The 11,973-nt window shown below is 73.7% G+C and carries 11 protein-coding genes; 5 read left to right on the plus strand and 6 right to left on the minus strand.

All coding sequences use genetic code 11. The features are described from left to right. Positions 1-17: 17 nt before the first annotated feature. The 4 genes from wecB (at position 18) to BJY14_RS46710 (ending at position 4,429) form a co-directional block, all read left to right on the plus strand. Positions 18-1,130, plus strand: coding sequence for a non-hydrolyzing UDP-N-acetylglucosamine 2-epimerase (gene wecB / locus BJY14_RS26825; RefSeq protein ID WP_179846137.1), 1,113 nt, complete (start codon positions 18-20; stop codon positions 1,128-1,130). After that, entirely contained in the window at positions 1,123-1,818 is a 696-nt protein-coding gene (locus tag BJY14_RS26830; RefSeq protein ID WP_179846138.1) for a hypothetical protein, read from the plus strand. Before wecB ends, BJY14_RS26830 begins: the two co-directional genes overlap by 8 nt. An 11-nt stretch (positions 1,819-1,829) precedes the next feature. Next, on the plus strand, positions 1,830-3,995 hold the full coding sequence (locus tag BJY14_RS26835; protein ID WP_179846139.1) for a glycosyltransferase family protein: 2,166 nt from the start codon (positions 1,830-1,832) through the stop codon (positions 3,993-3,995). 131 nt (positions 3,996-4,126) lie between these two features. Further along, positions 4,127-4,429 carry a class I SAM-dependent methyltransferase gene (locus tag BJY14_RS46710; RefSeq protein ID WP_376770055.1) on the plus strand — a complete coding sequence of 101 codons (303 nt, stop codon included), beginning with the start codon at positions 4,127-4,129 and terminating at the stop codon, positions 4,427-4,429. A 108-nt stretch (positions 4,430-4,537) separates the two neighbouring features. Here the strand turns inward: BJY14_RS46710 and BJY14_RS26845 are convergent, their stop codons facing one another. Next, positions 4,538-5,551, minus strand: coding sequence for a CDP-alcohol phosphatidyltransferase family protein (locus BJY14_RS26845; protein WP_179846140.1), 1,014 nt, complete (start codon positions 5,549-5,551; stop codon positions 4,538-4,540). 123 nt (positions 5,552-5,674) lie between these two features. Here BJY14_RS26845 and BJY14_RS26850 point away from each other — a divergent pair, with 123 nt between their 5' ends. Further along, positions 5,675-7,174, plus strand: coding sequence for a hypothetical protein (locus BJY14_RS26850; protein ID WP_179846141.1), 1,500 nt, complete (start codon positions 5,675-5,677; stop codon positions 7,172-7,174). 14 nt (positions 7,175-7,188) lie between these two features. On the opposite strand, the gene BJY14_RS26855 is transcribed toward BJY14_RS26850, so the two are convergent. The 5 genes from BJY14_RS26855 to BJY14_RS26875 are packed head-to-tail and all read right to left on the minus strand — an operon-like array spanning position 7,189 to position 11,885. Further along, a complete protein-coding gene (locus BJY14_RS26855) occupies positions 7,189-8,016 on the minus strand; it encodes an urease accessory protein UreD (RefSeq protein ID WP_179846142.1) in 828 nt (275 codons plus the stop codon). After that, the gene (ureG, locus tag BJY14_RS26860; RefSeq protein WP_179846143.1) at positions 8,013-8,702 is read right to left on the minus strand and encodes an urease accessory protein UreG; all 690 of its coding nucleotides are present in this window, start codon (positions 8,700-8,702) and stop codon (positions 8,013-8,015) included. Before ureG ends, BJY14_RS26855 begins: the two co-directional genes overlap by 4 nt. A 19-nt stretch (positions 8,703-8,721) precedes the next feature. Continuing rightward, positions 8,722-9,396: an urease accessory protein UreF gene (locus BJY14_RS26865; protein WP_179846144.1), complete on the minus strand. Its 675-nt coding sequence runs from the start codon at positions 9,394-9,396 to the stop codon at positions 8,722-8,724. Between the two features lie 25 nt (positions 9,397-9,421). Further along, complete coding sequence (locus BJY14_RS26870; protein WP_179846145.1) at positions 9,422-11,230, minus strand: urease subunit alpha; 1,809 nt, start codon at positions 11,228-11,230, stop codon at positions 9,422-9,424. Beyond that, a complete protein-coding gene (locus BJY14_RS26875) occupies positions 11,223-11,885 on the minus strand; it encodes an urease subunit gamma (RefSeq protein WP_179846146.1) in 663 nt (220 codons plus the stop codon). The genes BJY14_RS26870 and BJY14_RS26875 overlap by 8 nt, the downstream gene beginning before the upstream one ends. Positions 11,886-11,973: the final 88 nt, after the last annotated feature.

The following is an 11,973-nucleotide window of genomic DNA, read 5'->3' on the forward strand; positions in this document are numbered from 1 at the left end:
GACGGTAGGCAACCCCGATGAACAGAAGGGAAATTGTGTTGGCACCCATCGTGCACGTCCTCGGAGCGCGGCCCAACTTCGTCAAGGCGGCGCCGGTCATCTCGGCGCTCGCCGCGGCGGGCGCCGAGCAGGCGGTGATCCACACCGGCCAGCACTACGACGCGCGGATGTCGGAGATCTTCTTCGACCAGCTCGGGCTTCCCGAGCCCGACGTCAACCTCGGCGTCGGGTCGGGCGGGCACGCCGAGCAGACCGCCGCGCTCATGATCGGGCTGGAGCAGGAGTTCACGGGGCGTTCACCCGCGCTCGTCATCGTGTACGGCGACGTGAACTCGACGATCGCCGCCGCCCTCGTCGCGGCCAAGCTGCACATCCCGGTCGCCCATGTGGAGGCCGGGCTGCGCAGCTTCGACATGACGATGCCGGAGGAGGTCAACCGCAGGATCACCGACCAGCTCTCCGCGCTGTGCCTGGTCACGAGCCCCGAGGGGATCGGCCACCTGGCCGCGGAGGGCGTCGCGGTGAGCCGGGCGCACCTGGTCGGCAACCCGATGATCGACACGCTGCTGGCCAACCTGGACCAGTTCGACACGGCCGCGGTGCGGGAGGCGCACGGGCTGCCGGAGCGCTACGTCCTCGCGACCATGCACCGTCCGGCGAACGTCGACGCGCCGGAGACGGCCGCGGCCCTCGTCCGGCGCCTGCACGGCGTCGCCGACCTCGCCGACCTGGTCATCCCCGTCCACCCGCGCGGCCGGGCGAACCTGCTGGCCGCCGGGCTGGACGAGCACGACCGCGTGCACATTCTGGAGCCGCTCGGGTACATCGACTTCATCGCGGCCGTGCGGGGGGCGGCGGCGGTCGTCACGGACTCGGGGGGCCTTCAGGAGGAGACGACGATCCTCGGGGTGCCGTGCCTGACCGTCCGCCCCAACACCGAGCGGCCGATCACGATCACCCACGGCACGAACCGGCTCGTCACGTTCGAGGAGCTGGTGCCGGGGGTCCGCAAGTGCCTGGAAGGGGGTCCGGCGCCGTCGGACGGGCCGGGCGGGCGCCGGCCGCCGCTGTGGGACGGCCACGCCGGCCCCCGCATCGCCGAAGTGATCATGGAGTTCCTGGGTGAGTGACGAGGAGAAGAACGCCAAGGCCTACCAGCAGCTCGGGCGGCTGAAGTCCACGCTGCGCGAGCGCGAGGCCCGCCTGGACGAGATGGAGAAGCGGCTCGCGGCGCTGGAGGCCTCGACCGCCGTCCAGTTCGGGCGGCTGGTCGCGGGAGCGGCGCGCAACCCCAAGCGCGGCAAGCGGCTGCCGCGGGAGCTGTACCGGCTCTGGCGCAAGCGCAGCGCCCCGGTCTCGGCGGCGGCGGCGCGCGCCGCGGGCGGCGGCGTCCACCCGGACCGCGTGGAGCGGCCGGAGGACCGCCTGCTCGTCGCGGGCCCCTCCGACCTGCCGATCGTCGCGGGCGTGCTCGCGCCCGGCACGGCCGCCGCCCTCGCCGGGCACGCCGAGGTCGTCGCCCTGTACCCGCACGACGCCGCGATCGCCCTCGAAACCGCCGACGTGGACGCGCTCGTGGTGGACGCGGCGGCCGGCGAGCCCGGCGGCCCGTGGGCCTACCTGGGCGTCCCCGGCATGTACGACCGCGATCTGGCCCTGCACGAGATCCGCCGGATCGCCGCGGCCCGCTCGCTCCCGCTCGTCCTGTGGGGCGAGGCGCCGCCCGCCACCCTGGCGTCCCTGCACTGGGACGCGACCGCCACCGCGCCCGCCGGGCTCGCCCGGCTCCTGCACGCCCCGGGGAGTCCGGCCCGTTGAAAGGAACCGCCATGCGACCACGCGCCCTCGTCTACGGCGACGTCGACCTCAACATCATCGACGGGTCGGCCATCTGGGCCCAGGGCATGGTGCAGGCCCTGGTCCGCGCCGGCTGCGAGGTGACCCTGGTCCTCAAGGCCCCCGTCCGGACCGGCCGGCTCGTCGACCCGCTGCGCGGCCTGCCCGGCGTCACCGTCCGCAGCCCGCACGAGGAGGGGCTGTTCGAGGGGCCCGCAGGCATGGCCGCGCGGCAGGCCGCCGAGGTGCTCGCCCGCGTCGACGCCGAGGAGCCGCACGACCTCGTCGTCGTGCGCGGCCGCGTCCTCGCGGGCAAGCTCGCCGCGGGCCCCCTGGCCGGGCGGCTCTGGACGTACCTCACCGACGTCCCCCAGTCGGCCGCGGAGTTCACCGCCTCGGCCAAGGGCGACCTGCGCCGGATCGCCGACGCCTCCCGCGTCCTGCTCTGCCAGACCGAGGAACTGCGCGGGTTCCTGGAGAGCGCGGTCCCGGCCACGGCCGGCAAGAGCGTGCTGTTCCCGCCGGTGGTCGTGCTCCCGGACGGCCTGGAGACGCGCCGCCCCGGACCCGCCGACGGCCCGCTGCGCCTCGTCTACACCGGCAAGTTCGCGCCGCGCTGGAACACCTACGAGATGACGTCCCTCCCGCGCCTGCTGGCCGTGCGCGGCGTGGACGCCGAGCTGCACATGGTCGGGGACAAGATCCACGACGACCCGTCCGACCCCGGCTTCGCGGCCCGGATGAGGACCGCGCTGGAGACGGGCGAGGGCGTCGTCTGGCACGGCGGCCACCCGCGCGCCGAGGCGATGCGCCTGACCGCCGCCTGCGACGTGGGCCTGTCGTGGCGCGACGCCTCCATGGACGCCAGCCTCGAAGTGTCCACGAAGGTGCTGGAGTGCGGGACGCTCGGCGTCCCGGTCGTCCTCAACCGCACCCCGATGCACGAACGGCTCCTCGGCACCGACTACCCGCTGTTCGCCGCCACCGAGGACGACGTGCTCGACGCCCTGGCCCTCATCGGCAAGAACCCGGAGGTCTTCACCCTCGCCGCGGACCGCTGCCGCGCCGCCGCCGCCGGGTTCACCCTCGACGCGGCCGCCGCCCGCCTTCGCGGCCACCTGGCGCAGGCGTTCCCGGAACCGTCGGAGAAGGTCCTCGCGGTGAAGGGGCGCCGCCTGCGCGTGGGCGTGGCGGGCCACGACCTGAAGTTCTTCTCCCGCCTGCTGGACTACCTTCGCTCCCGTCCCGACCTGGAGGTCCGGGTCGACCACTGGGCCGCGCTGAAGGCCCACGACGAGGAGCGCAGCCAGGCCCTGGTCGACTGGGCGGACGTCATCGTCTGCGAGTGGTGCGGCCCGAACGCCCTCTGGTACGCCCGGCGCAAGCGCCCGGACCAGCGCCTCGTCGTGCGCCTGCACCGCTTCGAGCTGTACGCGGGCTGGCCGAAGCAGCTCGACATCGGCGCCGTCGACAAGGTCGTCTGCGTCAGCCCCCACTACGACGCGCTGACCCGCGAGATCACCGGCTGGCCCGCCGAGAAGGTCGTCACGATCCCGAACTGGGTGGACGACGCCCAGCTCGACCGCGCCAAGCTCCCCGGCGCCGAGCACCACCTCGGGATGATCGGCATCGCCCCGTCCCGCAAGCGCCTGGACCTGGCCCTCGACGTGGTCGAGGAGCTCCGCCGCGACGACTCCCGCTTCACCCTCTTCGTCAAGTCCAAGCTCCCCTGGGAGTACTGGTGGATCTGGCAGAAGGACGAGGAGCGGGCCCACTACGAGGACGTCTTCCGCCGCATCCGCCGCTCCCGCGTCCTCTCCGGCGGCGTCGTCTTCGACTCCTACGGCCGCGACGTGGCCTCCTGGCTGCGCCGCATCGGCTGGGTGCTGTCCACCAGCGACGACGAGAGCTTCCACCTCGCCCCCGCCGAGGGCATGGCCTCGGGCGCCGTCCCGGCCCTGCTGCCCTGGCCCGGCGCCGACACCATCTACGACCGCCGCTGGATCCACGACGACACCTCCGCCATGGCCGCGTCCATCGCCGCCACGGTCTCCCTGGACCGCTGGCAGGACGACGCCGAGGAGGCCCGCGTCCAGGTGAAGGCCGCCTACGGCCTGGACGAGGTCTGCCGCCAGTGGACGGACCTCCTCACCGGCTAGGCCGCGCCTCCCGTCCGGACGGGACGGGGGACGGCGGCGAAGGGGGAGAGGGTGAACCGCGCCGGGACGCCGCGGCGCAGGTGCTCCGGCCCGTGCAGCTCCACCGTCCCGGCGCGAAGCTGGAGTGGCGGGTGGCCGACGCGGAGGCGCTGCCGTTCGAGGACGGGGAGTTCGACGCCGTGCTGTCCTGCGTGGGCGTCATGTTCGCCCCGCACCACGAGGCCGCGACGCGCTGCGGGTCGACCTGTTCGACGAGCCCGGCGGCTTCCGCGACTACTTCAAGAGCCGCTACGGGCCCACGATCAGCGTCTACGAGCGCATCGCCGGCGACCCGGACAAGGTCGCGGCGCTGGACGAGGCCCTCGCCGGGCTGGCCCGCGACCACGACCGGGGAGCGCCGACCCTGTCCATGGACTGGGAGTACCTCCTGGTGACGGCCCGCCGCGCCGGCTGAGGAACGGACCGCAAGAGATCCGTGGAGATCCGTCAAGACGGAGAAGGTCCCCGCGGCGCCGCCGCGGGGACCTTCGCTTCGGTACGGGTCAGCCGGAGCTGCCGACGGCGGCGCCGGCCGGGGCGGGCTCGGCGGGCAGCTCGGCGCGGTAGGTCTCGATCTTGGCGGTGAGCTTGGCGAGGCTGCGGCTGTAGTCGCGGCTGGAGAGCCAGAACTTGTAGATGATGATCAGCTCGAAGGCCAGCAGGCCGACGCCGCTGAGGACCACCACGGGGATGATGGCGCCCGGCACGATCGCGGCGGCGATCGGGGCGACGATGAACACGCCCATCTGGAACTCGATGCCGCTGATCAGGTGGGGGCGGATGCGGCCCGCCATGAGGACGTTGCGGATGCGGGCGTACCAGGGGAAGCGCTGGTTGAAGCCCGCCTGGAGGGCCACGACGTTGGGGTCGTCGCCGACGACGCGGTTCTCCGCGTCGGCCTCGGGGTCCTCGGTGAGCGCCTCGGCCGAGCGCAGGTCCTCGTCGGCGTCGGCCGCCAGGTCGCCGTTGGCGCGGCGGGCCGCGAGTTCGAGGCTCCGGGCCTCCTCGCGGGCCGCGGTCAGCGTCGTCCGCATCTGCGAACGGACCTTGTAGATCTCCAGCGCGTCCATGTAGCGCAGCATGTCGAGGAAGACGACGCCGAGCGCCGTCCAGACGTAGGCGACGTTGCCGGTGGCGGCGTACTGGCCGGCCATCAGGGCGATCGCGCAGGCCAGGACGCGGACGCGGTCGAAGATGTAGTCGAGCCAGGCGCCGAACACCGACCCGGTGCCCTTCAGCCGGGCGATCTTGCCGTCCATGCAGTCGAGCGTGAACGACAGGTGGTACAGCAGCGCGCCGGCGAGCAGCCACGGCCAGGACGCGACGGCGAAGCAGGCGCCGGCGGCGAGGCCGAGCACGAGCGCGCCGACGGTGAGCTGGTTCGGCGTCACGCGCGTCCTGTTCGCCGTGAACTTGACGAGCCTGGCGGCGAGGGGGTCGACCAGCAGCACGGTCCACCAGGCGTCACGCGCCTTGTACGTCCGTTGCCGAACGTCGTCGAGCGTGAAGTTCGCCATGGGGTTCCTTTCGTTCGCGGAGCGGTCTGATCGTATCGGCTGTCCGGTTCCGGACACCGGCGATCTCCCGGATCGTGATCGTCCGGTCACATGACGATCGCCGCCGTGGGTACACGAGGCGGGGTGCGCGTGCGTTCCGTCCTCCCCCACCTGCCCCACCTGCCGTTCCTCGCGGTGCTCGCGGTCGCGCTCTGGATCCGCGCCGTCGCCGTCCTCGCCTATCCGGCGCCGCTGTGGTTCGGCGACTCACCCGCGTATCTGAAGGCCGCGATCGAGTTCCGGCCGGACGAGATGCGTCCCAGTGGATATCCGATCTTGCTGTGGCTGCTCAAGCCCTTCCACAGTTTCGCTCTGATGGTGTCCGTGCAGCACGCCGTCGGGGTGCTCACCGGGGTCCTGGTGTACGTCCTGGTCTGGCGCGCCGGACGGGCGGCCTGGCCCGGTACGGACGAGAGTCGGTGGCGCGCCTGGCTGCCCGGCACGGCGGCGGCGCTGCTGACCGTCCCGGTGCTGATCCCCGTGCACCAGATCGCCCTTGAGCACATGCTCATGTCGGACTCGCTGTTCGCGTTCCTGCTGCTCGCGGCGGTGGCCGCCGTGCTGTGGCGGCGCCGGCCGGCCTGGTGGCTCGGCGCCCTGGCCGGGGCGTTCACGGCCTGCGCGACGCTCACCCGCACGGCGGGCCTGCCGCTGATCGCCCTGGTCCTGGCCGCGATGCTGATCAGGAGGGCGGGCTGGAGGGTGTGCGCGGCGACGGCGGCCGCGTTCGCCCTGCCCGTCGCCGGGTACCTGGTCTGGTTCCACGCGGAGTACGGCCAGTACAAGCTCGCCAAGGCCGACCAGGTGTTCCTGTACGGGCGCACCGCCGCGTTCGCCGACTGCCGGGTGATCAGGCCCCGGCCCGAGCTGGCGGTCATGTGCCCGAAGCGGAGCGACCCCAGGATCTCCAGGTCGTTCTCGGTCATGTGGACGCCCGACTCCCCGTTCCGCCGCATCCCGGGCTGGGTGTACGGCGAGGACGGCAACCGGCTCGCGGGCGAGTTCGCCTGGGCCGCTATCAAGGCGCAGCCCGTCGACTACGCGCAGGTCGTCGTCCGCGACACGCTGAGGGCGTTCGCCTGGCACCGGCAGCCGTACCCCACGCCGTGGACATGGCTCCAGTACGAGTTCCCCGAGGGCGAGGCGTGGAGCGACAAGCAGGCGGGTCTCGCCCGGCGGTACGGCGGTGACGGCGAGACGCGGGTCGTCCGGCCGTGGGCGGGGCAGGTCCTCGCCTACCAGGACCACGTGGTCATGCCCGGGACGATCCTCGGCGTCCTGCTGCTCGGCGGGCTCGCCGGGGCGGCGGCGCACGCGCGGTCGGACGGGCGGTGGCGCCTCGCCCGGCCCGTCCGGCACTGGGCGGGGGGCGCGCTGCTCCCGTGGGGGACGAGCCTGGCGCTGCTGGTGATCCCCGCCGCGACCGCCGACTTCGACTTCCGCTACGTCATGCCCGCCGTCCCGTTCGCGTGCGTCGCGCTCGGCCTGGCGCTGTTCCCGCCGCCCCGCCCGCCGCGCGTGCCCGCGCCCCGGCGCGAGCACGCCCCGGCGGCCCGGGCGAAGATCGACGCCGAGTCCGCCTAGCGCGGCCGGTCCGCTCAGGTGCGCAGGTCGAGGTGATGCAGTGCGGCGTCGAGGCAGCGGCGGAGGTCGCCGGCGTCGGGGGCCACGGCGGTGAGAAGGACGCCCGGGCCCGCGAGCGGTGTGATGACCCCGTGCGCGCGCGCCGGGACGCCGTCGAGGATGTGCGTGCCGGGCGGACGGTCCTGGTACGCGGGGTCGATGACGAGGAGCTGGCCGACGGCGCGGTTGCCGGCCAGCACGGCGGGGCCGTCCCAGCCGGGGGCGCCGGGACCGTAGGCGTTGTGCTGGTCCAGCAGCGTCCGGCCGTCGCGGCGGACCGTGATGCGGCTGGCCAGCCGTCCCGGCGGCTCGTGTGCGCGGCCGAGGATCAGCTGCTCGCTGAGGACGAGCCGCGCGGTGCCCGCGAGGTCGATGAGCGTGTGCTGGCGCAGGTCGCTTCCCGCGGCGGAGATGACGGGTTCGGGCAGCCAGTGCAGTCGTGCGGAGTCGTCCACGCGCAGTGCCGCGTCGAGGACGGAGTGGTCGGGTGTGCGGCCGGGCAGTGCGACCGTGGCGGCGGCGGTGATGACGTGCAGGTCGGCGTCCGGCCCGACGGCGACCTCGATGCGCAGGCGGTCGCCGTTGTGCGGGGCGCTCATGGTGTTCAGCGTGCAGACGCGCGCCTGGGCGCCGCGCGGGCGGAGCCGGCGGAGCGCGAAGGGGCCGTCGCCGTGCAGCAGCGGCAGGTCGGTGACTCCGTCGGCGGCCTCGGCTCTGATGCGGGCGATGGCATGCAGCCTGTAGGGGGCGGGCGCGGCATCGGCGGTGCGCGCCGCGGTCCGGAGGGGCGGCGCCGCGGTCATGCCCGGGCCGGGGCGTGCTCGGCGAGGCGGCGGCGGACCCAGTCGGCGACGGGCTCGATGCCGCCCTCGGCTCTGACGCTGGTGAGGACGACGGGCAACGAGCCGCGCGCCGACCTGGCGTCGCGTTCCATGGCGCCGAGGTCGGCGCCGACGTACGGGGCGAGGTCGGCCTTGTTGATGACCAGGAGGTCGGCGGTGGTGACGCCGGGGCCGCCCTTGCGGGGGATGTCGTCGCCGCCCGCGACGTCGATGAGGAAGATCTGGTGGTCGACCAGGCCCCGGGAGAAGGTGGCGGTGAGGTTGTCGCCGCCGGACTCGATCAGGACGAGGTCGAGGGACCCGATGCGTTCCTGCAGTTCCTCGACGGCTTCGAGGTTGGCGGAGATGTCGTCGCGGATGGCGGTGTGCGGGCAGGCGCCGGTCTCCACGGCGGTGATCCGCTCGGGTGGCAGCACCGCCTGGCGCAGCAGTGCCTCGGCGTCCTCGCGGGTGTAGATGTCGTTGGTCACCACCGCGATGGACAGGGTGTCGCGCAGCCTCCGGCACAGGGCGGCGACGGTGGCCGTCTTGCCGGAGCCCACCGGGCCGCCCAGCCCGATGCGCAGGGGGCGCGGGCGGCCGCCGGAGCGGGCCGCGCCGGGAGGGACGACGTCGCTGAGGACCGGGTCGGTGCGGTGCAGGTGCATGGTGCCCTCCGGGTGGTGTTCAGCTGGCGAAAAGGCGTACCGGCCAGGCCGCGTGCTGCTCGGCGGTGATGTCCAGCAGCGGCGCGGACGCGGCGGGCAGTGCGTCCACCCCGTCCGCCGGCAGCCGCGCCGCATGGCCGGCGGCCTCGGCGGCGACGGATTCCATGGCGCCGCTGAGGCGTGCGGTGACGGCGGTGGCCGCGAAGGGGTCGAGGCCGAGCAGGCGTATCACGGCGGTCACCGGGGCGCAGACGCTGTCGTAGGCGGCGGCCTGGGCGGCGCCTCGCGGCGTCAGCCCGGCCGAACGCGCGGCGAGGCCGAGCACGACGGGCTGGTGCGCCCCGGCGGGGCGTGCCGCGGCCAGGTGCTCCAGTTCGGGGCCGGGCCAGACGGCGCGGGCGGCGCGCATCAGCTGCCGGCCGAGCTTGCGCGCCGCCTGGCGCAGCGCCGGGGAGGGCGTGCGCACGTCGGCGGCGTCGTCCAGGGCCAGCGGGTCGTACCCGGCCGCCGCGGCGGCGGCCAGGGAGGCCGCGACCAGGCCGGTGGTGGCCAGCCGCCCGAGGCAGAAGGCCTCCAGGGACGCGGCGTCGTGGACGCGTCCGGCCGCGACGGCGGCCTCGGCCCCTCCGGAGTGCGCGTGGCCGCCGGAGGGGAAACGGCCGTCACCGAGGATCAGCAGCGGCAGCGGGCTCATCGTGGCTCCAGGGGGCGAGGACCGGTCAGAACAGGAAGTACCGCTGGGCCATGGGCAGTTCGGTGTGGTACTCCGGGGTGACCGCGTCCTCGCCGACCTCCACGCCGACGTCTTCGGTCCGGTCGTCCTGCTCGTCGGCTCCGCCGCTGCCCTCGATGACCACGGTGAAGCTGTCGGGGTCGACGTCGATGCGCGGGAGGGCGTCGTTCTCGCGCATGTCGGCCTTGGTCAGGCCCCGGGTGCTGGTGATCGTCTCGAAGGGCTTGCGGAGTCCGTCCACCCGCCCGGCGAACCGCTCGGAGACGAAGTTGACCGAGTTCCCGCCCGGGGCATGCCCGAGCGCGCCGAACATGCGGCGGGGAAGGACCGGCTGCGGGGTCGGGACGGCGGCGTTGGCGTCGCCGACCTGGGCGTAGGCGATCTGCCCTCCCTTGATCACCAGGTGGGGCTTGACTCCGAAGAACGCCGGCTCCCACAGGACCAGGTCGGCGAGCTTGCCGGTCTCCACCGAGCCGACCCTGTGGGCGACGCCCTGGGCGATGGCGGGGTTGATGGTGTACTTGGCGACGTAGCGGCGGGCCCGCAGGTTGTCCGCGGCCCCGTCGCCGTCCAGCGGACCGCGCCGCCGCTTCATCACGTGCGCGGTCTGCCAGGTCCGCAGGATCATCTCGCCGATGCGTCCCATCGCCTGCGCGTCGGAGGACATGATGGAGATCGCGCCCATGTCGTGCAGGACGTCCTCGGCCGCCATCGTGGACGGCCGGATCCGCGACTCGGCGAAGGCCAGGTCCTCGGTGACCTTCGGGTTGAGGTGATGGCAGACCATCAGCATGTCGACGTGCTCGGTGACGGTGTTGACCGTCAGCGGCCGGGTGGGGTTGGTGGACGCGGGCAGCACGTTGCGCCGGGACGCCATCTCGATCATGTCCGGGGCGTGGCCGCCGCCCGCCCCCTCCACGTGGAAGGCGTGGACGCAGCGCCCCGCGACGGCCTTCAGGGTGCTCTCCAGGAAGCCGGCCTCGTTGAGGGTGTCGGCGTGGATGGCCAGCTGCGCGCCGGACTCCTCGCACACGCGCAGGCAGGCGTCGATGACGGCGGGGGTGGCGCCCCAGTCCTCGTGCACCTTGAACCCGATGACGCCCGCGCCGAGCTGGTCCCGCATGGAGTCGGCGGACATCGTCGCGCCCTGGCCGAGCAGCCCGATGTTGACGGCGGAGCCGTCCAGCGCCTCCAGCAGCGAGGTGATGTGCCAGGAGCCCGACGTGACGGTGGTGGCCTTGCTGCCCTCGGCGGGCCCCGTGCCGCCGCCGATGAGCGTCGTCACGCCCGAGCCGAGCGCCTCGTCGAGCTGCTCGGGGCAGATGAAGTGGACGTGGGTGTCCACCCCGCCCGCGGTGAGGATCTTGCCGTTGCCGGCGATGATCTCGGTCTCCGGGCCGATCACGATGTCGGTGGCGACCGCGTGGCCGTCGTGCCGCCGGTTCATGGTCTCGGGGTTGAAGGCCTTGCCCAGGGCGACGATGTCACCGCCGCGCAGCGCGACGTCCGCCTTGACGACGCCCCAGTGGTCCAGGACCACCGCCCCGGTGATCACCGTGTCCGGAGCTCCCTCGGCGCGCGAGACGCGGGACTGGCCCATCGACTCGCGGATCACCTTGCCGCCGCCGAACACCGCCTCGTCGCCGCTGTGCCCCGGGCCGCCCGCCCAGTCCTCGGTGATCTCGATCCACAGGTCGGTGTCGGCGAGCCGGATCCGGTCGCCCGCGGTCGGCCCGTACAGGTCGGCGTACTCCGCGCGCTCCAGCCGGGGGCGGCACACCTCGGGCTCAGTCATGCAGCCCGCCTCCGACCATCCCGCGCAGCCCCATGACCTTCCGCTCTCCCTGGAGGGGGACGAGATCGACCTCGACGCGGCAGGCGGTCTCGAAGCGCCGCGACTTGCCCGCGGGGATGTTCAGGCGCTTGCCGTAGGCGCACTCGCGGTCGGGCGCCGCGTCCGCCGCCGTGACCGGCCGGATCTCCAGCGCCGGGTTCACCTCGTAGAAGTGGTAGTGGGAGCCGACCTGCACCGCGCGGTCGCCGGTGTTGCGCACCTCGACCCGCGTCACCGGCAGCCCCTCGTTGACCAGCACCGGCTCGGCGCCGTCCGGATGCTCGACGTGCCCGGGCGCGGTGACCTCGGGCCGCGCGGGGATGGGGTCGGTGATGGTCACCAGCTTGGTGCCGTCCGGGAAGGTCGCCTCCACCTGGATCATCTCGATCATCTCGGGGACGCCCCGCATCACCTCCCGGCGGGTGAGCACGCCCCGCCCGGAGGCCATCAGTTCGCGGACGGTCCTGCCGTCCCTGGCTCCTTCGAGCACGTGCGCGGTCAGCAGCGCCACCACCTCGGGGTAGTTCAGCCGGAGCCCCCGGGCCCGGCGTCTGGCCGCCACGTCGGCGGCCACGTGGATCATCAGGCGCTCCTGCTCATGCGGGGTCAGATGCACCGTGGTCCTCCTCCAGCTCCTACGTCTCTCTCCGGGGGTGAAGTGTCACTTAGAGTGATATCGCCTGGAAGAGGTTGTTCGGCCACTC

The sequence above is a fragment of the Actinomadura luteofluorescens genome (assembly GCF_013409365.1).
GTDB lineage: Bacteria > Actinomycetota > Actinomycetes > Streptosporangiales > Streptosporangiaceae > Spirillospora > Spirillospora luteofluorescens.